Origin of the sequence: Pseudomonas anuradhapurensis (assembly GCF_014269225.2) — a bacterium.
Classification (GTDB): domain Bacteria; phylum Pseudomonadota; class Gammaproteobacteria; order Pseudomonadales; family Pseudomonadaceae; genus Aquipseudomonas; species Aquipseudomonas anuradhapurensis.
Genome location: NZ_CP077097.1, coordinates 1520240 through 1543374 on the forward strand (window position 1 = coordinate 1520240; position 23135 = coordinate 1543374).

Genomic DNA, 23135 nt, shown 5'->3' on the forward strand with positions numbered 1-23135 from the left:
CCCGAGCGCTCGGCCCCGAGGGTCGCTATAATCGCCGGCTTTTGATATCCGAACGACGGGGAGAGGCGATGCGCGAGCGATTTTTGGCGGCGGAGAAGGTGACCGCGATCCGCTGGCAGGGCGGCGTCCTGCACCTGCTCGACCAGCGCCTGCTGCCGTCGGAGGAGCGTTGGCTGGCCTGCGACAATGTCGCGCAGGTGGCCGCAGCGGTCCGCGACATGGCCGTGCGCGGCGCCTCGGCGATCGGCATCGTGGTGGCCTACGGCCTGGTGCTGGCGCTGGAAGAGCGCCTGGCCCAGGGCGGCGACTGGGAGATGGACCTGGAAGAAGACTTCCTGTTGCTGGCCGAGGCGCGCCCCACGGCCGCCAACCTGTTCTGGGCGTTGAACCGCATGCGTGAGCGCCTGCAGCGCCTGCGCGCCGACGAGGACGTGCTGGCCGCGCTGGAGGCCGAAGCGGTGGCCATTCATGAAAGCGACCGTGAAGCCAACCTGACCATGGCCCAACACGGCATTGAGCTGATTCGCCGCCACCAGGGCAACGCCCAGACCCTGCTCACCTACGGCAATGCCGGCGCCCTGGCCAGCGGTGGCTTCGGTACCGCGCTGGGGGTGATCCGTGCCAGCTACCTGGAGGGCATGGTCGAACGGGTGTACGCCGGCGAGACCCGCCCTTGGCTGCAAGGCTCGCGCCTGACCGCCTGGGAGCTGGCCAACGAAGGCATCCCGGTGACCCTGTGCGCCGACTCGGCGCTGGCCCACCTGATGAAGACCAAGGGCATCACCTGGGTCGTGGTGGGCGCTGACTGCATTGCCGCCAATGGCGACATGGCCAGCAAGATCGGCACGTACCAGCTGGCGGTCAGCGCCATGCACCACGGCGTGCGCTTCATGGTGGTGGCGCCGAGCAGCAGTATCGATTTCAACCTGGCCACTGGCGAGGACATCCCCCTCGAAGAGCGTGCTGCCGACGAATTGCTGGACATCGGTGGCACCCAGGTGGCGCCGGATGTCGAGGTGTTCAACCCGGTGTTCGACGTGACCCCGGCCGACCTGATCGACGTGATCGTGACCGAGCGTGGCATCGTCGAGCGGCCGGACACCGCCAAGCTGGCGCAGTTGCTGTGCCGCAAGCGCTTGCACTGATATTCGTAGTGCCTGTTCCGGCCTCTTCGCGGGTAAACCCGCTCCCACAGGGATAGCACAAGGCCTGAGGGCGGTGGTGTACCTGTGGGAGCGGGTTTACCCGCGAAGAGGCCAGCACAGGCTATAAAAAATCCAGATTTACCCTCGTGTGAGGCCACCTGCCACATCTCCCCACCGCCCCCGCCATTGTGATAACATCCGGCAGTTTCCAGGACCGCCCACCACGGCGGCCTTCATTGCGCAGATCCATGGCACAACTCATTGATTTGTCGTAAGTCGTCGCACCACATGCGCTGCGGCGGCGAGCTTCGTTCGGCCCTTGATGGAGCTGCGAAGTTTCACCAGAAAAAGGAATCAGGCTTCTCATGGGCGAACTGGCCAAAGAAATCCTCCCGGTCAATATCGAAGACGAACTGAGACAGTCCTACCTCGACTACGCGATGAGCGTGATTGTCGGGCGAGCGCTGCCCGATGCGCGTGACGGCTTGAAGCCCGTGCATCGTCGCGTCCTCTATGCGATGAGCGAACTGGGCAACGACTGGAACAAGCCGTACAAGAAATCCGCCCGTGTGGTCGGTGACGTGATCGGTAAGTACCACCCCCACGGCGACACTGCGGTCTACGACACCATCGTGCGTATGGCCCAGCCATTCTCGCTGCGCTACCTGCTGGTCGACGGCCAGGGCAACTTCGGCTCGGTGGACGGCGACAACGCCGCGGCCATGCGATACACCGAAGTGCGCATGGCCAAGCTGGCCCACGAGCTGCTGGCCGACCTGCACAAGGAAACCGTCGACTGGGTACCCAACTACGACGGCACCGAACAGATCCCGGCGGTCATGCCGACCCGTATCCCCAACCTGCTGGTCAACGGTTCCAGCGGTATCGCCGTGGGTATGGCGACCAACATCCCGCCGCACAACCTTGGCGAAGTCATCGACGGCTGCCTGGCGCTGATCGACAACCCGGATGTCACCATCGATGAGCTGATGCAGCACATCCCGGGCCCGGACTTCCCGACTGCCGGCCTGATCAACGGCCGCCAGGGCATCATCGAGGCCTATCGCACCGGCCGTGGCCGCATCTACATGCGCGCCCGCTCCGAAATCGAAGACATCGACAAGGTGGGCGGCCGCCAGCAGATCGTGGTTACCGAGCTGCCGTACCAGCTGAACAAGGCGCGCCTGATCGAGAAGATCGCCGAGCTGGTCAAAGAGAAGAAGATCGAAGGCATCACCGAGCTGCGCGACGAGTCCGACAAGGACGGCATGCGCATCGTCATCGAGCTGCGTCGCGGCGAGGTGCCGGAGGTGGTGCTCAACAACCTGTATTCGCAGACCCAGCTGCAGAGCGTATTCGGCATCAACGTCGTCGCCCTGGTCGATGGCCGTCCGCGCCTGCTCAACCTCAAGGACCTGCTTGAAGCGTTCGTCCGTCACCGCCGCGAAGTGGTGACCCGCCGTACCGTGTTCGAGCTGCGCAAGGCCCGCGAACGCGGCCATATCCTTGAAGGCCAGGCTGTCGCGCTGTCCAACATCGACCCGGTCATCGCCCTGATCAAGGCCTCGCCGACCCCGTCCGAAGCCAAGGAAGCCCTGGTGTCCACCGCCTGGGAGTCCAGCGCCGTGCAGGTCATGGTCGAGCGCGCCGGCGCCGATTCCTGCCGCCCCGAGGACCTGCCGGAGCAGTACGGCCTGCGTGAAGGCAAGTATTACCTGTCGCCGGAACAGGCCCAGGCGATCCTCGACCTGCGCCTGCACCGCCTGACCGGCCTGGAGCACGAGAAGCTGCTGGCCGAGTACCAGGAAATCCTCGAGCAGATCGGCGAACTGATCCGCATCCTCAGCAGCGCCGAGCGCCTGATGGAAGTGATCCGCGAAGAGCTGGAAGCCATCCGCGCCGAATACGGCGATGCCCGCCGCACCGAAATCCTCGATGCGCGCCACGACCTCAATTACGGCGACATGATCCCCGAAGAAGAGCGCGTGGTGACCATCTCCCATGGTGGCTACGCCAAGACCCAGCCGCTGTCCGCCTACCAGGCCCAGCGCCGTGGCGGCAAAGGCAAGTCGGCCACCGGGGTGAAGGACGAGGACTACGTCGAGCACCTGCTGGTGGCCAACAGCCACGCCACCCTGCTGCTGTTCTCCAGCCGCGGCAAGGTGTACTGGCTGAAGACCTACGACATTCCTGAGGCGTCTCGCGCCGCCCGCGGCCGCCCGATGGTCAACCTGCTGCCGCTGGAGGAGGGTGAGCGTATCACCGCCATGCTGCAGATCGACCTCGAGGCCCTGCAGCAGAGCGCTGGCGCCGACGAAGAGCTGGAGGACGCGGAAGACACCGTGCTCGAAGGCGAAGTGGTCGAGGCCGAGGAAGTCGACGAAGAAGACGGCGATACCCCTGAGTGGGTGGCCGAGCCGACCGGCGCCTACATCTTCATGGCCACCGCTTCGGGTACCGTGAAGAAGACCCCGCTGGTGCAGTTCGCCCGTCCACGCTCCAACGGCCTGATCGCCCTGAAGCTGAAGGAAGGCGACACCCTGATCGCGGCGGCCATCACCGACGGCGCCAAGGAAGTGATGATGTTCTCCGATGCCGGCAAGGTGATCCGCTTCGCCGAGAGCGTGGTGCGCGAGATGGGCCGTAACGCCCGTGGCGTGCGCGGCATGAAGCTGGGCAAGGGCCAGCGGATCATCTCCATGCTGATCCCGGAATCCGGCGCGCAGATCCTCACCGCCTCCGAGCGCGGCTTCGGCAAGCGTACCCCGCTGTCCAAGTTCCCGCGTCGCGGCCGTGGTGGCCAGGGCGTGATCGCCATGGGCACCAAAGGGCGCAATGGCCTGCTGATCGGTGCCATCCAGGTGCAGGAAGGCGAAGAGATCATGCTGATCTCCGACCAGGGCACCCTGGTGCGGACCCGTGTTGGCGAAGTGTCCAGCCTGGGCCGCAATACCCAGGGCGTGACCTTGATCAAGCTGGCCAATGACGAGACACTCGTAGGCCTGGAGCGTATCCAGGAGCCGTCCGAGGAAGAGCTCGATGATGTGCTCGAGACGGACGAAGAGGGTGTCGCGGCCGAAGCGCCAGACAATGACGAAGCTGCTGGCGCCGAAGAGGCCCCGCAGGAGTAAGCGTAAAACCCGAACGGGGCGACCAAGGTCGCCCCGTTTGCCTGATGAAAGCAGGCAATGCTGAACCCGCCCTATGGCGGGGCGAGCTTTTTGTAGGAGCGGCCTTGCGTCGCGAAAGGGCTGCAAGGCAGCCCTGGGGGTTCAGCGGCGCTGCAAGACGCCGGGGCCGCTTTGCGACCCGTTCGCGACGCAAGGCCGCTCCTACAAGAGCAGCGCGTGGCCTGTAAGTTAAGAATTTGTTCTATTTGGCAGAGCGAGAGTGGATGTGAGCAAACGAGCCTTTAACTTCTGCGCAGGCCCTGCTGCGCTTCCTGACACTGTTCTGCAGCGTGCGCAGGCCGAGATGCTGGATTGGCATGGCAAGGGCTTGTCGGTGATGGAAATGAGCCATCGCAGCGACGACTACGTGGCCATCGCCGAAAAGGCCGAGCAGGACCTGCGTGACCTGCTGTCCGTCCCCTCCAACTACAAGGTGCTGTTCCTGCAGGGCGGCGCCAGCCAGCAGTTCGCCGAAATCCCGCTGAACCTGCTGCCGGAAAACGGCACCGCCGACTACATCGAGACCGGCATCTGGTCGAAAAAGGCCATCGAGGAAGCGCGCCGCTTCGGCAATGTCAACGTCGCCGCCAGCGCCAAGCCCTACGACTACCTGGCCATCCCGGGCCAGAACGAGTGGAACCTGACCAAGAACGCGGCCTACGTGCACTATGCGTCCAACGAGACCATCGGTGGCCTGCAGTTCGACTGGGTGCCCGAGACCGGTGACGTACCGCTGGTGGTCGACATGTCCTCCGACATCCTCTCGCGCCCGATCGATGTCTCGCAGTACGGCCTGATCTACGCTGGTGCGCAGAAAAACATCGGCCCAAGCGGCCTGGTCGTGGTGATCGTGCGCGAAGACCTGCTGGGTCACGCCCGCAGCAGCTGCCCGACCATGCTCGACTACAAGGTCGCGGCCGACAACGGCTCGATGTACAACACCCCGGCTACCTACTCCTGGTACCTCTCCGGCCTGGTCTTCGAGTGGCTGAAGGAGCAGGGTGGCGTCGAGGCCATGGAGCAGCGCAACCGCGCCAAGAAAGACCGCCTGTACGGCTTCATCGACAGCAGCGAGTTCTACACCAACCCGATCAGCCACAACGCCCGGTCGTGGATGAACGTGCCGTTCCGCCTGGCTGACGAGCGCCTGGACAAGGCCTTCCTCGCCGGCGCCGATGCCCGTGGCCTGCTCAACCTCAAGGGCCACCGTTCGGTTGGCGGCATGCGCGCCTCCATCTACAACGCCCTGGGCCTCGAGGCGGTGGAAGCCCTGGTGGCCTACATGGCCGAATTCGAGAAGGAGCACGGCTGATGTCCGAGCACGAACTGAAGGCGCTGCGCGTGCGCATCGACAGCCTCGACGAGAAGATCCTCGAGCTGATCAGCGAACGTGCCCGTTGCGCCCAGGAAGTGGCCAAGGTCAAGACCGCCTCGCTGGCGGAAGGCGAAAAGCCGGTGTTCTATCGCCCCGAGCGTGAAGCCGCCGTGCTCAAGCGCGTGATGGAGCGCAACAAGGGGCCGCTGGACAACGAAGAGATGGCGCGCTTGTTCCGCGAAATCATGTCGTCGTGCCTGGCCCTGGAAGAGCCGCTGAAAATCGCCTACCTGGGCCCAGAAGGCACCTTTACCCAGGCCGCGGCCATGAAGCACTTCGGCCACGCGGTGATCAGCCGGCCGATGGCGGCCATCGACGAAGTGTTCCGCGAAGTGGCGGCCGGTGCCGTCAATTTTGGCGTGGTGCCGGTGGAAAACTCCACCGAGGGCGCGGTCAGCCATACCCTGGACAGCTTCCTCGAGCACGACATGGTGATCTGCGGCGAAGTCGAGCTGCGTATCCACCACCACCTGTTGGTGGGCGAGAACACCAAGACCGACAGCATCACCCGCATCTACTCCCACGCCCAATCGCTGGCGCAGTGCCGCAAGTGGCTCGACGCGCACTACCCGAACGTGGAGCGCGTGGCGGTGTCGAGCAATGCCGAGGCGGCCAAGCGGGTCAAGGGCGAGTGGAACTCGGCGGCGATCGCCGGCGACATGGCGGCCAACCTGTACGGCCTGACTCGTCTGGCCGAAAAGATCGAAGACCGCCCGGACAACTCCACGCGCTTCCTGATGATCGGTAACCAGGAAGTGCCGCCGACCGGCGACGACAAGACCTCGATCATCGTGTCGATGAGCAACAAGCCAGGTGCCTTGCACGAGTTGCTGGTACCGTTCCACCAGAACGGTATCGACCTGACCCGTATCGAGACCCGTCCGTCGCGCAGTGGCAAGTGGACCTACGTGTTCTTCATCGATTTCGTCGGCCACCACCGTGACCCGCTGATCAAGGCGGTGCTCGAGCAGATCAGCCAGGAGGCTGTGGCGCTGAAGGTGCTGGGGTCGTATCCGAAGGCGGTGCTTTGATTTGAGAGGGTTGGGGCCGCTTCGCGCCCCGTCGCGACACAAGGCCGCTCCTACAGGTGTTGTGCAGGCCTCGAAACGCTACGGGCCCCTGTAGGAGCGGCCTTGCGTCGCGATGGGCTGCAACGCAGCCCCATGGGCCTCAAGACTGCCTAGATTTCTGAACAGGGTTCGCACCAGTGGTAAATGCAGCAAAAACCAAACCCGCGCCAATCATCGACCGCCTGGTCGTGGTCGGCCTCGGCCTGATCGGTGGCTCGTTCGCCAAGGGCCTGCGTGAAAGCGGCCTGTGCCGCGAAGTGGTCGGTGTCGACCTGGACGCCCCCTCGCGCAAGCTGGCCGTGGCCATGGGCGTGGTCGACCGCTGCGAAGAAGACCTCGCTACGGCCTGCGTGGGCGCCGATGTCATCCAGCTGGCGGTGCCGATCCTGGCCATGGAAAAACTGCTCGCCCGCCTGGCCACGCTCGACCTCGGCAACGCCGTCATCACCGATGTCGGCAGCGCCAAGGGCAATGTGGTGCGTGAGGCGCGCGCCGTGTTTGTGAACGACGGCGGCGCACGCCTGTCGCGCTTCGTCCCCGGCCACCCGATCGCCGGTTCCGAGCAGAGCGGGGTAGAGGCGTCCAACGCCAGCCTGTTCCGCCGCCACAAGGTCATCCTCACGCCGCTGGCCGAAACCGACCCGGCCGCCCTGGCCCTGGTCGACCGCCTGTGGCGCGCGCTGGAAGCCGATGTGGAGCACATGCCGGTCGAGCGCCACGACGAAGTGCTGGCCGCCACCAGTCACCTGCCGCACCTGCTGGCCTTCGGCCTGGTCGATTCGCTGGCCAGACGCAATGAAAACCTCGAGATCTTCCGGTACGCTGCGGGAGGCTTCCGCGATTTCACGAGAATCGCCGGCAGCGACCCGACCATGTGGCACGACATCTTCCTCGCCAACCGCGATGCTGTCCTGCGCACGCTTGATACATATCGCAGCGACCTCGACGCCTTGCGCGACGCGATCGCTGAAGGGGACGGGCACCAGCTGCTGGGTGTATTCACCCGCGCTCGGGTAGCCCGCGAGCATTTCAGTAAAATCCTGGCCCGCCGGGCCTATGTGGACGCTATGAACGCCAACGATCTGATTTTCCTGGCCCAACCGGGTGGCCGCCTGTCCGGGCGAATTCGCGTACCGGGCGACAAGTCGATTTCCCACCGCTCGATCATGCTCGGCTCGCTGGCCGAAGGCACCACCGAGGTCGAAGGCTTCCTCGAAGGTGAGGACGCGCTGGCGACCCTGCAGGCATTCCGCGACATGGGTGTGGTCATCGAAGGCCCCAACCACGGTCGCGTGACCATTCACGGCGTTGGCCTGCACGGCCTCAAGCCGCCACCCGGGCCGCTGTACGTGGGCAACTCGGGTACCTCGATGCGCCTGCTGTCGGGCCTGCTGGCCGGCCAGCCGTTCGACGTGACCATGACCGGCGACGCCTCGCTGTCCAAGCGCCCGATGAACCGTGTGGCCAACCCGCTGCGCGAAATGGGCGCAGTGGTCGAGACCGGCCCGGACGGCCGTCCGCCGCTGACCATCCGCGGTGGCCACAAGCTCAAGGCGCTGACCTACACGCTGCCGATGGCCAGTGCCCAGGTCAAATCCTGCCTGCTGCTGGCCGGCCTGTATGCCGAAGGCAAGACCACCGTCACCGAGCCCGCGCCTACCCGTGACCACACCGAGCGCATGCTGCGCGGCTTCGGCTACAGCGTCGAAAGCAACGGCCCGGTGGCCTCGCTGCAGTCCGGCGGCAAGCTCACCGCTACCCGTATCGAAGTGCCGGCCGATATTTCCTCGGCAGCCTTCTTCCTGGTGGCCGCGTCCATCGCCGAAGGCTCCGAGCTGGTGCTGGAGCACGTCGGTATCAACCCGACCCGTACCGGCGTGATCGATATCCTGCGCCTGATGGGCGGCGACATCACTCTGGAAAACCAGCGTGAAGTCGGCGGCGAGCCAGTGGCCGACCTGCGCGTGCGTGGCGCCCGCCTGAAGGGCATCGACATCCCGCAGGAGCTGGTGCCGCTGGCCATCGACGAGTTCCCGGTGCTGTTCGTCGCCGCTGCCTGCGCCGAAGGGCGTACCGTGCTGCGTGGGGCCGAAGAGCTGCGGGTGAAGGAATCCGACCGTATCCAGGTGATGGCCGATGGCCTGATCACCCTGGGCATCAAGTGCGAGCCGACCCCGGACGGCATCATCATCGACGGCGGCCAGCTGGGCGGTGGTGAGGTGCATGGCCACGGTGACCACCGCATCGCCATGGCCTTCAGCGTGGCTTCGCTGCGCGCCAGCGCGCCGATCCGCATCCACGACTGCGCCAACGTCGCCACTTCCTTCCCCAACTTCCTGGCGCTGTGCGCCGAGGTCGGCATCCGCGTGGCGGAAGAGGGCAAGTCGTGAGTACCCTGGCGCCGGTCATCACCATCGACGGGCCCAGCGGCTCCGGCAAGGGCACCGTTGCCGGCCTGCTGGCCCGCGAACTGGGCTGGAAGCTGCTGGACTCCGGCGCGCTGTACCGCTTGCTGGCGTTCAATGCCACCAACCATGGCGTCGACCTGACCAACGAAGAGCTGCTGACCAAGCTTGCCGCCCATCTGGATGTGCAGTTCATTGCCGCCCAGCCCGGTAAGCTTCAGCAAACCATCCTCGAAGGCGAGGATGTCAGCCAGGTCATCCGTACCGAAACCGTCGGTGCCGGTGCCTCGATGGTTGCCTCGCTGCCTGCGGTGCGTGAAGCGCTGCTGGAGCGCCAGCGTGCGTTCCGCGAACTGCCCGGGCTGATCGCCGACGGTCGGGACATGGGCACCGTGGTGTTCCCGGACGCGCCGTTGAAGGTGTTCCTCACCGCCAGTGCGGAGGAGCGCGCGCGCCGCCGCTATCTGCAGTTGAAGGGCAAGGGTGAAGATGTTAGTCTGTCGAGTCTGCTGGATGAGATTCGTGCGCGTGATGAACGTGACACCCAACGTGCAGTGGCCCCGCTGAAGCCAGCGGCCGACGCCATTCAGTTGGACTCTACCGAGTTGTCCATCGAGCAGGTGTTGCAACGTATCAAGAGTGAGCTCGCCCTGCGCGACCTGCTCTGATAGCCAGGAAAGCAGGCAGGGGCACCAGTCAACGTCCTGCCCGCTTTCCTTTACTTAAAACAGACCCACATTGTCTGGAATGTGGCGAGGGGCGTATGTTTCGCCCGAATCTACAGGAATTAAAATGAGCGAAAGCTTTGCAGAACTCTTTGAAGAAAGCCTGAAAACCCTCAATCTTCAGCCGGGTGCCATCATCACCGGTATCGTTGTCGACATCGACGGCGACTGGGTTACCGTACACGCTGGCCTGAAGTCCGAGGGCGTCATCCCGCTCGAGCAGTTCTACAACGAAGCTGGCGAGCTGACCATCAAGGTCGGTGACGAAGTTCACGTTGCGCTGGACGCGGTCGAAGACGGCTTTGGCGAAACCAAGCTGTCCCGTGAAAAAGCCAAGCGCGCCGAGTGCTGGATTGTTCTGGAAGCAGCTTTCGCCGCCGAAGAAGTGGTCAAGGGCGTTATCAACGGTAAGGTTAAGGGCGGCTTCACTGTCGACGTTAACGGCATCCGTGCGTTCCTGCCGGGCTCCCTGGTTGATGTCCGCCCTGTGCGCGACACCACCCACCTGGAAGGCAAAGAGCTGGAATTCAAGGTCATCAAGCTGGACCAGAAGCGCAACAACGTTGTCGTTTCCCGTCGCAGCGTGCTGGAAGCCGAGAACAGCGCCGAGCGCGAAGCCCTGCTGGAAACCCTGCAGGAAGGCCAGCAAGTCAAGGGTATCGTCAAGAACCTCACCGACTACGGCGCATTCGTGGACCTGGGCGGTATCGACGGCCTGCTGCACATCACCGACATGGCCTGGAAGCGCATCAAGCACCCGTCGGAAATCGTTAACGTTGGCGACGAAGTCGACGTACGCGTTCTGAAGTTCGACCGTGAGCGCAACCGCGTTTCGCTGGGTCTGAAGCAGATGGGCGAAGATCCGTGGGTAGCTATCACTGCCCGTTACCCAGAAGGTACTCGCGTACAGGCTCGCGTTACCAACCTGACCGACTACGGCTGCTTCGCTGAGCTGGAAGAAGGCGTTGAAGGTCTGGTACACGTTTCCGAAATGGACTGGACCAACAAGAACATCCACCCGTCGAAAGTCGTTCAGGTTGGCGACGAAGTGGAAGTCATGGTTCTGGACATCGACGAAGAGCGTCGTCGTATCTCCCTGGGCATCAAGCAGTGCAAGTCCAACCCATGGGAAGACTTCTCCGGCCAGTTCAACAAGGGTGACAAGATCACCGGTACCATCAAGTCGATCACCGACTTCGGTATCTTCATTGGCCTGGACGGCGGCATCGACGGCCTGGTTCACCTGTCCGACATCTCCTGGAACGAAACCGGCGAAGAAGCCGTACGTCGTTTCAAGAAGGGCGACGAACTGGAAACCGTCATCCTGTCGGTTGACCCAGAGCGCGAGCGCATCTCCCTGGGCATCAAGCAGCTGGAAGACGATCCGTTCTCCAACTTCGTTGCTGTCAACGACAAGGGCGCTATCGTCAAGGGCATCGTGAAGGAAGTTGACGCCAAGGGCGCCATCGTCACTCTGGCCGACGACATCGAAGCTACTCTGAAAGCTTCCGAAATCAGCCGTGACCGCGTTGAAGACGCGCGTAACGTCCTGAAGGAAGGCGAAGAGATCGAAGCCAAGATCATCAGCGTTGATCGCAAGTCCCGCGTTATCAGCCTGTCCATCAAGTCGAAGGACGATGCTGAAGAGCGCGAAGCCATCCAGAGCCTGAAAAACGCTCCGGAAGCGGCTGCCGACACCACCATGGCTGCGCTGCTGCGCGAAGCAATGGCCAAGCAGAACTGAGTTCTGTTTGATCGGTAAAAAAGGGTGGCCTTCGGGCCACCCTTTTTTTTGCGCTTCTATTGGCTGGTTTGGAGGGGGCAGGAGGTGTTCCTCGTAAGGGGGTGTGCCTGTGAGGCCGAACGCCGCCCGCGCAGCAGGCGATCTCCCAGGCGCCACCTCCCGTGCGCCGAGCGCTAACCAGCCAAAACCCCACCCCGCCAAGCCCCGCCAGCTAGACCATTCCGACAAAACTTCAATCTTGAATTTTTTTATTAAGTCAAGAACCACCCTGTTCAAATCCTTCCCAGCGTGCTACAAACTGGTTAAGCAATGATCTAGCTGCTTGATAACGAAGGGAAAAATATGACGAAGTCGGAGCTGATCGAACGTATTGTCACCCATCAGGGGCTGCTCTCGTCCAAGGACGTGGAGTTGGCCATCAAGACCATGCTTGAACAGATGTCACAATGCCTTGCCACCGGCGATCGCATCGAGATTCGCGGTTTTGGCAGCTTCTCGCTGCACTATCGCGCACCGCGTGTCGGCCGTAACCCGAAGACCGGCCAGTCGGTCAGCCTCGAAGGCAAGTTCGTGCCGCACTTCAAGCCCGGCAAAGAATTGCGCGACCGGGTCAATGAAGAAGAGCACGAGGCTCACACCTGATTCCACAAGGAGCAATCTGATGCGTAACCTCAAGCGCGCCCTGGCGGCGGTGTTCGTGCTGCTGTTGGCGGCTGTGGTGCTGTTCTTCGTTCTGGAAAACCAGCAAACCGTCTCGTTGGTCCTGTTCGGCTGGGCAGCTCCAGCCATGCCAGTTGCGGTCCTGGTACTTGCCGCGCTGGTGATTGGCCTGGCAATCGGGCCTTTGCTGGGGGCATACAGCGTACAGTGCAGCAAACGCAAGATCCGGGCTTCCGCACGGCAGGCGGCACTAAGCAGCAATTAACGACATTTCCTACGGCTTCTTAGGAATCCTCACCTTTGTCTGTACCGGCTGTCATGGAGTAATAGCGCACTTCATTTTCGGCCCAGGCGAGTGTGTGCAGCATGGAATATCCCGTCGTTTCCCATCACGGTGGCACCCAGGGCGTCACCGGATCCTGCCATCAGCTGCATCTCGATCCGTCGATCAGCCTGCTCATCGACTGTGGCCTGGCGCAGGGCGACGACGCCGCGCCAGGCGCTGCATCCGCGCCGCTCGATTTCGACGTGCAGGGCATCCAGGCCTTGGTCATCACCCATGTTCACCTTGATCACGTAGGGCGCATCCCGGCCCTGCTGGCCGCTGGCTACCGCGGCCCCATCCTGTGCAGCGAACCCTCTGCCCGGCTGCTGCCGCTGGTGCTGGAGGATGCCTACAAGCTCAGCATCAGCAGCGAACCCGCCCAGGTCGCAAGGTACCTGGAATTCATCCGCAAGCTCATCGTGCCGCTGCCTTTCGAGCAGTGGTATCCGCTGGTCGAGCGCCCCGGTCTCAGCTGCCGCATCCGCCTGCAGCGCGCCGGTCATCTATTGGGTTCGGCGTATGTCGAATGCGACATGCAGCACGAACAGGTCAACTCCCGCTATGTGTTCTCCGGTGACCTCGGCGCCTGTGGCAACCCCTTGCTGCGCCCTGTGCGGCCGCCGGAGCGGGCCGACCTGCTGGTTTTGGAAAGCACCTACGGCGACCGCCTGCACCCACCGGTGGCAGACCGCGAGCAGCGCCTGGAAGCCGCCATCGACCGCGCCTTGGCCGATCAGGGCACGCTGTTGATTCCCGCCTTCAGCCTGGGTCGCACCCAGGAGTTGCTGTACGACATCGAAGGCATTCTTCACCGCAAGGCCTTGCTCGGCAAATCCGGCCAGTCACCGGCTGGCGAGCCAGTCGACTGGTCGCAACTACCGATCATTCTCGACTCACCCTTGGCCCAGCGAATCACCGGGGTGTACCGGGAGCTGCACGACTACTGGAATGCCGAGGCCAGGGCACGCCTTGCCGATGGGCGCGATCCGCTGGATTTCAGCCAGTTGATCAGCATCGATAGCCATGCGCGCCACCACCAGGTGGTCAATTACCTCAAGAGCACTGGACGGCCGGCGATTGTCATTGCCGGCAATGGCATGTGTTCGGGTGGGCGCATCGTCAACTACCTCAAGGCGATGCTGGGGGGTCCGCGGCATGAGGTGATGTTTGTCGGCTACCAGGCCAAGGGTACGCCGGGGGCGGTGATACAGGCCAGTGAAGGGGCGGAAGGGTTTGTGCAGATTGATCTGGATGGCGATATGTATGAAATACGGGCCAAGGTGATGACGCTGGCTGGCTATTCGGCGCATGCTGATCAGGCGGGGTTGGTGCGGTTTGCGCTGGGTTGTAATGCTCGGCGGGTAGCTTTGGTGCATGGGGAGGGGAGGGCCAAGCGGGCGTTGGCGGATGCGCTGCGGGCTGCGCTTGGGCAGGGGGGAGATGAGGTGTGCGTCACAATTGCGAGATGACCTTTGGGCGGGAGGGGGTGATGCCTGTCAGAATCTACGGAACTTTTGTGAACCGGTTCTTTCTACTGAAGCTTAAAGTGAGGTAAGAAGCGTGGCGGCAGAGGTGGCAAATAGCCGCTACGCTTGATTCGAGGGATGCCGTGCCGGGCTGGCCAGACGCAAATCCTGAGATGACGCAATCAGACAGACCCAAGGAAAAGAAGACTAAATGCGCAATGAACGCGAGCGCCTGAGTGGTAGCGACGAGATTGACCTGATTGAGCTTGTGCAGGGTGTGTGGCGGCAGAAGGTCTGGGTGGGGCTGGTTGCGGTACCCGTTATTGCTTTGGGGTTGGCTTACGTGATGCTGGTTCCGCCTGTGTATGAGGCGAAGCTGTATATTCAGCCGCCTTCCCAGAGCGAGATTGCCCAACTGAACTATGGTCGCGGTGAGGGAACAGGCCTCGCGCCACTCAGTGCCAGGGATGTGTACAGCATCTACCTCAAAGCGCTTCAGTCTGAGGCGGTACGTGACAAGTTTTTCCGTAGTGCCTTCCTTCCCATGCTGTCTGAGGAAGAGCGTAGCGGTTCTCGCGATGCCCTTTATGCGCAGTTCAACGGCATGCTGAAAGTGGCCGTTGCCGGCAAGGACATGCCTGATCGTTATGTGCTTACGGCCAACCTTGAAGACCCTCGCCTTGCAGCGACCTGGGTGTCGAACTACGCCGAATTGGCAGCCGAGCGTGCGAAGAACGAGCTGTTGAGTGGTACCCGTAGTGACATCTCGATCATGGCCGATAACCTCGATCAGCAAATCAAAGCTGCTCGCGCCACCGCTGGTAACCAGCGTGCGGATCAGATCGCTCAGTTGAAGGAGGCACTGCGTGTTGCGCGGTCGATTGGCCTGGAAAAGCCGCCAATCATTGCGGATACGTTGTCCAATGAAGTGTCTGCGGGCATGACTGGTGCGCTCACCTACATGCGCGGCACCAAAGCGTTGGAAGCTGAAATCGCCAACCTGGAATCGCGTGCATCAGATGACCCGTTCATCCGTCATTTGCGCGAAAAAGAGGAAAAGCTCAATTTTCTGCGGAGCTTGAAGGTCGACCCTTCCTTGGTTGCGATGTACCAGCAGGATGGTGCAGTGTCGCAGCCAGATAAACCAATCAAGCCACGAAAAGCTGTCATCATGCTGCTATCGGCGTTAGCGGGGATAGGCTTGGGAGTCCTTGTCGCGATAGGTCGTGACGTGTGGTGCAGAAGAAAGGGGACGAACGGTAGGGAACTTCGTTAACTGGAATGGATCTTAAAGCGTTGTTGTCGGTTACGTAAGGTGTAACAATAGCCTCTCGTCGCCGATGACATGGAATGCTGGAAGAGCGGGCACGACGTGCTGATCCTCCTTGCCTGTCATGGTCAACACACCGCTACGGACAGGCAATATCGTGAACAGTGTTACCCGCGTTTCCCCTATCGCCGCTTCAGGTGAGATCGATCTTTTCAAAGTTTTTCGCACTATTTGGCGCAGGCGCTGGATAATTCTTGCGATGGGAGCAGTTTGTGCGGTTGCTGGCGCTGCGATCGCTTACAACATTACCCCTGTATATGAAGCGTCGACCCGATTGACGCCAGTCGCCCTCAACCAACTGGACGCTTTGAATCGAACAAAAATCTACTCTCTACCGCCTGGGGAGGCGCTCAAGCGAGTTGGCGCCACGCTGGACTCTTACAACGCACGGCTCGATTTCTTCCGTTCCCGGCCTGATCTCATCGATGCGTTTCAGAATGAGGGCCAAACTGTCGAGCAGTCGTTTGAAGATTTCAATCGCGATGCGCTTAGTGTAGTTCTGGCTGATCCAAAAAAAGGCGATCTGCTGAGCGATTTTGTCGGGCTCAAGATGCGCTATGAAAAGGGCATGAATGGTGCGGCCATTCTTAACGATTTCGTTGATTACGCCATCGAACGCGAGCGTAGCCAGTTATCCAGTGATATGCAGGTAATTTTGGCGAACCGGCTCGCGGAAGTAGACAAGCAACTTGGCTCCGCAGTGTCGGAATACCAGGCCGGGAACGAAAGCCGTATCGCTCGCCTGGAAGAGGCTGACGCGATCAGGCGTGCTCAGCTGAATGACGAGCTCAAGGCCTTGCGTGTGCAGTTGAGGCTGCGTCGCGAGGCGCGCTTGGCGGAGCTTGATGAAGCTATCAGTGTTGCGCGAAGCCTGGGTCTGAATAAGCCATCTACCCCTTCTTTGATGGCGGATGAGGGTTCGGTGAATGGCAATATCATCCGTACCGAAGTAAATGGCAGGCCGGTTCCGCTTTACTTCATGGGGACCGAGGTGCTCGAGGCCGAGCGCGCTGCACTTCGCAAGCGCACTTCCGACGACTTCATCGAGCCGAGAATTGGCCAGATCCGCAAGGAACTGATCCTGCTCTCGACCAACCGCAAAGTCGAGGCAATCAAGGCTCGGGCTAGTGAAGAGGCGTTCCTTGAGGGGGTTGAGGCGCTTCGTGTCGAGCGCGCCCGCTTGCAAGCCATTGATACGCAGCTGCAGGGATTGCAGTTGGTGAATATCGACCAACGCGCAGTACCGTCCAGCAAGCCTGTGAGGCCGCGCAAAGCGCTGATCGTGCTGGTCGCCTTGCTCGGTGGCCTGGTGCTTGGCACCGCTCTAGCCCTTTTGCGTGGAGCATTCAAGGATTACGCAAGGCAACTGCGTGTGCTTGAAATCGACGGCTCGGCGCAGCGGATCATGCCTGAAGAATTGGCGGGGCAGAGCCCTGTGAGGCTCGGTGAGACTCATGCTTGAGCCTTGATTGGGTGATGTTATTTTAATGGCATTTTTGCTTTTACAGGGCTCGGGAAAACTCCGATGGATTGCCGGGGCTTAACCGCCTATGATTGTGTCGCCTTTCATTTATGGCACGCCAGGTGGCTAACCGGGCGAATATGAATGGGCGCTTTTTTGCTCGACAGCGTGCCCGATGCACGCTGCCGCCGAATGGATTCACTCGACTGACGAATGAATCGACGCTGGTTCAATAACCCGTTATGCAGTCGTTGAAACGGGCAGGTAACTTCAAGGTGAGTTGGGAAGCATGACAGATATGAATGCGGTGGTAGAAAAGTTCAAAAGCCGACAGGCCTTGATTGGTATCGTGGGCCTCGGTTATGTCGGGTTACCGCTGATGCTGCGTTATAACGCCATTGGTTTCAACGTGCTGGGTATCGATATCGACCAATCCAAAGTCGATAAGCTCAATGCAGGCCAGAGCTACATCGAGCATATTCCGGCGGCCAGTATCAGCAAGGCACGCGAAACCGGCTTTGAGGCTACCGTCGACTTCGAACGTGCGAGTGAGTGCGATGCACTGATTCTGTGTGTGCCAACTCCGCTGAACAAGTATCGCGAACCAGACATGAGTTTCGTGATCAACACTACCGATGCACTCAAACCATACCTGCGTGCCGGCCAAGTTGTATCGCTGGAAAGCACCACCTATCCAGGCACCACCGAAGAAGAACTACTGCCCCGCGTGCAGGAAGGTGGTCTGGTAGTTGGTGAGAACATTTACCTGGTCTACTCCCCAGAACGTGAAGACCCGGGCAACCCGAATTTCGAAACCCGCACCATTCCCAAGGTCATCGGCGGCCACACCCCGAAATGCCTGGAAGTGGGTATCGCCCTGTATGAACAAGCCATCGACCAGGTAGTTCCGGTCAGCTCCACCAAGGCGGCTGAAATGACCAAGCTGCTGGAGAACATCCACCGTGCGGTGAACATCGGCCTTGTCAACGAAATGAAGATTGTCGCCGACCGTATGGGCATCGACATCTTCGAAGTGGTCGATGCCGCAGCGACCAAGCCTTTCGGCTTCACCCCGTACTACCCTGGCCCTGGCCTGGGCGGCCACTGCATCCCGATCGACCCGTTCTACCTGACCTGGAAAGCTCGTGAATATGGCCTGCACACCCGCTTCATCGAACTTTCCGGGGAAGTGAACCAGGCCATGCCTGAATATGTGCTGGGCAAGCTCATGGATGGCCTGAACGATGCCGGCAAGGCACTTAAAGGTAGCCGCGTGCTGGTGCTGGGTATCGCCTACAAGAAAAACGTCGACGACATGCGCGAGTCGCCGTCCGTGGAAATCATGGAGCTGATCGAAGCCAAGGGCGGTGTGGTTGCCTACAGCGACCCGCACGTACCGGTGTTCCCAAAGATGCGCGAGCACCACTTCGAACTGAGCAGCGAGCCGCTCACCGCCGAGAACCTGGCAAGTTTCGACGCCGTGGTACTGGCTACCGACCACGATAAATTCGACTACGCCCTGATCGAAGCCAAAGCCAAGCTGATCGTAGACAGTCGCGGTAAGTACCGCACACCGACTGCACACATCATCAAGGCCTGATCGACGTTGCCAGCAAATTGATCCGCCTCCCCAACCGGGCAGGCGGATTCATTCGTCTTCAAAGGAAGCCTCATGAAAAACTTTGCTCTCATCGGTGCTGCCGGCTACATCGCCCCACGCCACATGCGCGCCATCAAGGACACCGGCAACCGGCTGGTGTCTGCTTACGACATCAATGACTCGGTAGGTATCATCGATAGCATCTCGCCACAGAGCGAGTTCTTCACCGAGTTCGAGTTCTTCCTCGATCACGCCCATGGGCTCAAGCGCGACCCGTCCAACGCTCTGGATTACGTTTCGATCTGTTCACCCAACTATCTGCATCACCCGCACATCGCAGCTGGTCTGCGTCTGGGCTGTGACGTGATCTGCGAAAAGCCGCTGGTGCCTACTCCGCAGCAATTGGATGAATTGGCTCTGGTCGAGCGGGAAACCGGCAAGCGGCTTTTCAACATTCTGCAACTGCGCCACCACCAGGCAATCCTTGCCTTGAAAGACAAGGTCGCCCGGGAGAACAACCCGCACAAGTATGAAGTCGACCTGACCTACATCACTTCGCGTGGCAAGTGGTACCTGCAAAGCTGGAAAGGGGACCCTCGCAAATCGTTCGGTGTGGCCACCAACATCGGCGTGCACTTCTACGACATGCTGCACTTCATCTTCGGCAAACTGCAGCGCAACGTCGTGCACTTCACCTCCGAGCATAAGGCCGCTGGCTACTTGGAGTACGAGAAAGCACGCGTACGCTGGTTCCTGTCGGTTGACGCCAACGATCTGCCAGAGTCGGTGAAGGGCAAGAAGCCGACCTACCGTTCGATTACCGTCAATGGTGAGGAAATGGAGTTCTCCGAGGGCTTCACTGACCTGCACACCACCAGCTATGAAGAAATTCTGGCCGGCCGTGGTTACGGTATCGAGGACGCGCGCCACTGTGTCGAGACAGTGAACACCATCCGTAGCGCTCCAGTGGTTGCTGCGGCAGACAATGAAGGGCACCCGTTCGTGCTGGCGCTGTCGCGCTGACGAGCAGTTAATGAATACGGGTAATGCATAGCGTTGCCCGTTATCTTTTCTGAAGCAGGATCGCAATTCGCGTGTCGAACGATAATTCTAAAATGCTGAGTGGTTGCGCCATCACAGCAAAGCAAGACATGAGACTCGACGTTCAAGGGTTGCGTGCAATCGCAGTACTTGCGGTGCTGGCTTACCATGCCAACAGTGGCTGGCTGAATGCTGGCTTTGTCGGCGTGGATGTGTTTTTCGTTATCTCCGGGTTCATCATTACGGCTTTGTTGACGGAACGCGGTGCCAAGGTTGACTTGGTGGCATTCTATTCCAGCCGTATCAAGCGTATCGTACCCGCTTATTTTGTCATGCTGGCAATTGTTTGCATGGCGTCTGCAGTCTTGTTGCTACCTACGGACTTCGCCTTTTTTCAAAGTAGTTTGAAGTCAGCTAGCTTGTTTTACAGCAACACGTATTTTGCAAACTTTGGTAGCTATTTCGCGCCGCAGGCTGACGAGTTGCCGCTGCTGCACACCTGGTCGCTGGCCATCGAAATGCAGTTCTACCTGTTTTTCCCGTTGCTGGTGGTGTCTCTGCCCAAGAAATGGCGGTTGCCCGCTTTCGTGCTCATTGCAGCAGCATTGTTCGCCTGGAGCGGGTATCGATCATTCGCTGGTAAGAACGCGTTGGCTTATTTTGCTTTGCTCGCACGCGTTCCCGAGTTCATGGTAGGAGCGGTAACCGCGCTTCTGATGGCTCAGCGTCAATTGCCAGTGCTGCTTTCCGGGGCCTTCGGTGCCATCGGGGCGATAGGACTTGCGGTTTCGTTCATCCTCATTGATCGCCAGGCATTTCCAGGCTTGTGGTCGTTTTTACCGTGCGTGGCAACAGGCTTGCTCATTGCCGCGCGTCGGGGGCCGGTAAGCCAGTTGCTATCGACTCGACCAATGGTCTGGATAGGCGGAATTTCCTATTCGCTCTATCTCTGGCACTGGCCGGTGTTGGCGCTGGTCCGTTATTACACTGGGCAATACCAATTGTCTGCAGTGAGCCTGGCGCTGTTTGTTATCGTTTCTTTCCTGGCCGCCTGGCTTTCCTATCGTTACGTGGAAGGGCCGGTGCGCAGCAGCAAGCTGACTTTGCGTCAGGCACCCAAGTGCGCATTGGCCGGTTGTGTAGTTGCAGCGATAGCCATCGCAGGAAAACAGCTCAATCTCTCCCTGGTTTCCCCGCCGGCGTTGGAACTGACCCGCTATGCTGCGCCGGAGCTGATCTGCCACGGCATTCAAGTGGCTGAATGTAAACGTGGCAACCCGGCAGTGCCCGCGTCTGTGTTGGTCATTGGCGATAGCCACGCAGCGCAGCTCAATTACTTCTTTGATGAAGCCGGAGCGGAATTGGGCCTTGCTTATCGTGTCATCACTGGCAGCAGTTGCGTGCCAATCCCCGGTTTTGATGTAGAACGTTTACCTGGCTGGGCTCAAAAACCATGCCGTGCGCAGATTGATGCAGTCGCTCAAGCCTTGCCTGGCATGGACAAGATAGTCGTCGCGGGTATGTGGCAGTACCAGATGCAAAGTCCCGCGTTCATTAAAGCGTTCCGGGAGTTTTTGCAGGGGGCCACGGCCGCCGGGAAGCAAGTGGTAGTTCTCGCGCAAATTCCAATGTTTGATTCCAACGTGCTGCGGGTTCGACGCTTTACCGAACTTGGGCTGCCGGCACCCTTGAAGTCGAATGGTGAGTGGAAGCCGGCAAACAAGATGGTTGAGGATATGGTCGCCGCCATGCCTGGCGCGCGATTCATGGACTTTTCCGGCACCGGTATCTTCGCCACTGCGCCCTATTTCGAAGGCCAGCTCATCTATCAGGATAGGCATCACCTCAACGAGATCGGTGCACGTCAATATTGGAAGTACGCGTCAGCAGCAATGCGGCACGCGTTCGATCAACCTCAATCAAGTGTGAGTCTCAGACCATGAATTATTCTCAGCACCCGAGCGCTATCGTCGATGAGGGCGCGCAGATCGGTAACGGCTCTCGAATCTGGCATTTTGTTCACGTCTGTGCCGGCGCTCGTATTGGCGAGGGCGTTTCCCTGGGGCAGAACGTCTTCGTTGGCAACAAGGTCGTGATCGGCGACCGTTGCAAGGTCCAGAACAACGTGTCGGTGTATGACAACGTGACCTTGGAGGAGGGCGTGTTCTGTGGCCCGAGCATGGTATTCACCAACGTCTACAATCCCCGTTCGTTGATCGAGCGAAAGGACCAGTACCGCGACACTCTGGTCAAGAAAGGCGCGACACTGGGGGCCAACTGCACCATCGTCTGCGGGGTTACCATTGGCGAGTACGCCTTCGTCGGTGCTGGCGCAGTGATTAACAAGGATGTGCCAGCGTACGCCCTTATGGTTGGCGTCCCGGCTCGGCAAATCGGCTGGATGAGCGAGTTTGGTGAGCAGCTTGAGTTGGATGAGAAGGGCGAGGCCGTGTGCTCGCATACTGGCGCACGTTACGTTTTGAGCGAAGGGACACTGAATAAGGTGGGTGTTTGAACATGATTGAATTCATTGACCTGAAAACCCAGCAAGCGCGCATCAAAGACAAGATCGACGCGGGCATCCAGCGCGTACTGGACCATGGGCAATACATCCTCGGCCCGGAGGTGGCGGAGCTGGAAGCGCGCTTGGCTGAGTTCGTCGGTGCGAAATACTGCATCACTTGCGCAAATGGTACTGATGCTCTGCAAATAGCTCAGATGGCGCTGGATATCGGTCCGGGTGATGAAGTCATCACTCCCGGCTTCACCTACATCGCAACTGCAGAGACAGTCGCATTGCTGGGGGCGAAGCCAGTGTATGTGGATGTCGACCCGCGTACCTATAACCTCGATCCGGCATTGCTCGAGGCAGCAATCACTCCCCGTACCAAGGCGATCATTCCGGTGTCCCTGTATGGCCAGTGTGCTGACTTCGATGTGATCAATGCAATCGCTGCCAAACATGGCATACCTGTCATTGAGGATGCTGCGCAGAGCTTCGGGGCTTCTTATAAAGGTACACGGTCCTGCAACCTGTCGACCATTTCCTGCACCAGTTTTTTCCCGAGCAAGCCGCTTGGCTGCTACGGGGATGGCGGTGCCATTTTTACCAATGATGATCAGCTCGCGGTCGTGATTCGCCAGATCGCGCGTCATGGTCAGGATCGTCGCTATCACCATATTCGCGTGGGTGTGAACAGCAGGCTGGATACCTTGCAAGCAGCTATCCTGCTGCCGAAGCTTGAGATTTTCGAGGAAGAGATTGCCCTGCGCCAACAGGTCGCCGACAACTATGATCGCCTCCTTGCCGAGGCTGGCATTGAAACGACACCGTATATCGAACCGCACAATGTCTGTGCATATGCACAATACACCGTTCGTGTGCAGAACAGGGATGCTGTGCAGGCCAGATTGAAGGAAGCCGGCGTGCCCACAGCCGTGCACTACCCAATCCCTCTGAACAAGCAGCCCGCTGTGGCTGATGCGGCTGCTCGACTGCCCGTCGGTGACGAGATTGCTGGCCAGGTGATGAGCCTGCCGATGCATCCATACCTGACTGTGGCCGACCAAGAAGCCATTGTTGCGGCGCTGAAAGCGTGCTGAGAGCATTGCGAGCC

Annotated in this window: 17 protein-coding genes; all 17 read left to right on the forward strand. The window is 60.4% G+C overall.

The features are described from left to right. Positions 1–68 precede the first annotated feature (68 nt). The 17 genes from mtnA to HU763_RS07145 all read left to right on the forward strand — a co-directional run bounded on the left by mtnA (position 69) and on the right by HU763_RS07145 (position 23121). On the forward strand, positions 69–1145 hold the full coding sequence (gene mtnA / locus HU763_RS07065; RefSeq protein WP_186688876.1) for an S-methyl-5-thioribose-1-phosphate isomerase: 1077 nt from the start codon (positions 69–71) through the stop codon (positions 1143–1145). A gap of 365 nt (positions 1146–1510) precedes the next feature. Next, positions 1511–4276 carry a DNA gyrase subunit A gene (gene gyrA, locus HU763_RS07070; RefSeq protein WP_170028803.1) on the forward strand — a complete coding sequence of 922 codons (2766 nt, stop codon included), beginning with the start codon at positions 1511–1513 and terminating at the stop codon, positions 4274–4276. 265 nt (positions 4277–4541) lie between these two features. Beyond that, positions 4542–5627 carry a 3-phosphoserine/phosphohydroxythreonine transaminase gene (gene serC / locus HU763_RS07075; RefSeq protein WP_186688878.1) on the forward strand — a complete coding sequence of 362 codons (1086 nt, stop codon included), beginning with the start codon at positions 4542–4544 and terminating at the stop codon, positions 5625–5627. Beyond that, positions 5627–6721 carry a prephenate dehydratase gene (gene pheA / locus HU763_RS07080; protein ID WP_013971453.1) on the forward strand — a complete coding sequence of 365 codons (1095 nt, stop codon included), beginning with the start codon at positions 5627–5629 and terminating at the stop codon, positions 6719–6721. Before serC ends, pheA begins: the two co-directional genes overlap by 1 nt. Positions 6722–6930: 209 nt before the next feature. Continuing rightward, complete coding sequence (locus HU763_RS07085; protein ID WP_264081911.1) at positions 6931–9150, forward strand: bifunctional prephenate dehydrogenase/3-phosphoshikimate 1-carboxyvinyltransferase; 2220 nt, start codon at positions 6931–6933, stop codon at positions 9148–9150. Continuing rightward, positions 9147–9833 carry a (d)CMP kinase gene (cmk, locus tag HU763_RS07090; RefSeq protein WP_170028806.1) on the forward strand — a complete coding sequence of 229 codons (687 nt, stop codon included), beginning with the start codon at positions 9147–9149 and terminating at the stop codon, positions 9831–9833. The genes HU763_RS07085 and cmk overlap by 4 nt, the downstream gene beginning before the upstream one ends. Before the next feature lie 124 nt (positions 9834–9957). After that, positions 9958–11634: a 30S ribosomal protein S1 gene (gene rpsA / locus HU763_RS07095; RefSeq protein WP_003252673.1), complete on the forward strand. Its 1677-nt coding sequence runs from the start codon at positions 9958–9960 to the stop codon at positions 11632–11634. 342 nt (positions 11635–11976) lie between these two features. Further along, complete coding sequence (gene ihfB, locus HU763_RS07100) at positions 11977–12276, forward strand: integration host factor subunit beta (protein WP_013971456.1); 300 nt, start codon at positions 11977–11979, stop codon at positions 12274–12276. Between the two features lie 19 nt (positions 12277–12295). After that, the gene (locus HU763_RS07105; protein WP_186688884.1) at positions 12296–12559 is read left to right on the forward strand and encodes a lipopolysaccharide assembly protein LapA domain-containing protein; all 264 of its coding nucleotides are present in this window, start codon (positions 12296–12298) and stop codon (positions 12557–12559) included. 101 nt (positions 12560–12660) lie between these two features. Then, positions 12661–14088 (forward strand): MBL fold metallo-hydrolase RNA specificity domain-containing protein, encoded by a 1428-nt coding sequence (locus HU763_RS07110; RefSeq protein WP_186688887.1) that lies wholly within the window; start codon positions 12661–12663, stop codon positions 14086–14088. Between the two features lie 208 nt (positions 14089–14296). Next, a complete protein-coding gene (locus HU763_RS07115; protein WP_186688890.1) occupies positions 14297–15361 on the forward strand; it encodes an LPS O-antigen chain length determinant protein WzzB in 1065 nt (354 codons plus the stop codon). Between the two features lie 151 nt (positions 15362–15512). Next, a complete protein-coding gene (locus HU763_RS07120; RefSeq protein WP_225931933.1) occupies positions 15513–16877 on the forward strand; it encodes a Wzz/FepE/Etk N-terminal domain-containing protein in 1365 nt (454 codons plus the stop codon). A gap of 289 nt (positions 16878–17166) precedes the next feature. Next, the gene (wbpA, locus tag HU763_RS07125; RefSeq protein ID WP_186688893.1) at positions 17167–18477 is read left to right on the forward strand and encodes a UDP-N-acetyl-D-glucosamine 6-dehydrogenase; all 1311 of its coding nucleotides are present in this window, start codon (positions 17167–17169) and stop codon (positions 18475–18477) included. Positions 18478–18549: 72 nt separating this feature from the next. Continuing rightward, positions 18550–19500 carry a UDP-N-acetyl-2-amino-2-deoxy-D-glucuronate oxidase gene (gene wbpB / locus HU763_RS07130; RefSeq protein WP_186688896.1) on the forward strand — a complete coding sequence of 317 codons (951 nt, stop codon included), beginning with the start codon at positions 18550–18552 and terminating at the stop codon, positions 19498–19500. A 71-nt stretch (positions 19501–19571) separates the two neighbouring features. Continuing rightward, complete coding sequence (locus HU763_RS07135) at positions 19572–21461, forward strand: acyltransferase family protein (RefSeq protein WP_420831032.1); 1890 nt, start codon at positions 19572–19574, stop codon at positions 21459–21461. Beyond that, positions 21458–22033 carry a UDP-2-acetamido-3-amino-2,3-dideoxy-D-glucuronate N-acetyltransferase gene (gene wbpD, locus HU763_RS07140; RefSeq protein ID WP_186688900.1) on the forward strand — a complete coding sequence of 192 codons (576 nt, stop codon included), beginning with the start codon at positions 21458–21460 and terminating at the stop codon, positions 22031–22033. The genes HU763_RS07135 and wbpD overlap by 4 nt, the downstream gene beginning before the upstream one ends. A 2-nt stretch (positions 22034–22035) precedes the next feature. Next, complete coding sequence (locus tag HU763_RS07145; protein WP_186688902.1) at positions 22036–23121, forward strand: DegT/DnrJ/EryC1/StrS family aminotransferase; 1086 nt, start codon at positions 22036–22038, stop codon at positions 23119–23121. Positions 23122–23135: the final 14 nt, after the last annotated feature.